This window comes from Halobellus sp. Atlit-38R, from assembly GCF_003665925.1.
GTDB lineage: Archaea > Halobacteriota > Halobacteria > Halobacteriales > Haloferacaceae > Haloquadratum > Haloquadratum inordinatus.
Window position 1 is genome coordinate 1 of sequence record NZ_QXIJ01000277.1, and the last position, 476, is coordinate 476.

Consider the following 476-nt stretch of genomic DNA (forward strand, 5'->3'; position numbering starts at 1 on the left):
AGGTTATAGAGCAAGTCGCTTCACTCGTTCTGGAATCGGTTCCAGTGTTTGACGAGTACAATGGCGACAGTCTCTTCGTTGACTTCGATGAACCGCCGAATCGCCCGCCGCTCGTCACCTTCCAGAGTAGATCGTCGTTACCAACCCGCCAGGTTTGTCGCTCTGACCAATCTACGTCCCGATCTTTTGTTGTCGAGCGAACTGCCGCTGCTCTCCCGAGAAGGACTTCGTCCCTCCGTCACCCGGTATTTCGACAGCTGTCCGTAGATGTTCACGGAGTACCTGGAGTTTCCCCGAGCCAAGGAGTTAGTACTCGATACTCGAGAGGCGTCCGTCCCAATCTCGACTGAGTTTAGGGGTATCAACGACATCCGCAGGATCGAGGTCGTCGGGGATAACGTCACGTATTGTATCGATGTTCTCCCCATTCGGAGGTATCTTGCCACTTTCCCATCGGCTAGGGGTCGATGTGTTCT

At 54.2% G+C, this 476-nt stretch carries 1 protein-coding gene; it reads left to right on the forward strand.

The window, feature by feature from the left end; all coding sequences use genetic code 11:
• Positions 1-267: 267 nt before the first annotated feature.
• The coding region (locus tag D3D02_RS21375; protein ID WP_233560728.1) for a hypothetical protein at positions 268-476 on the forward strand (209 nt) is incomplete at its 3' end.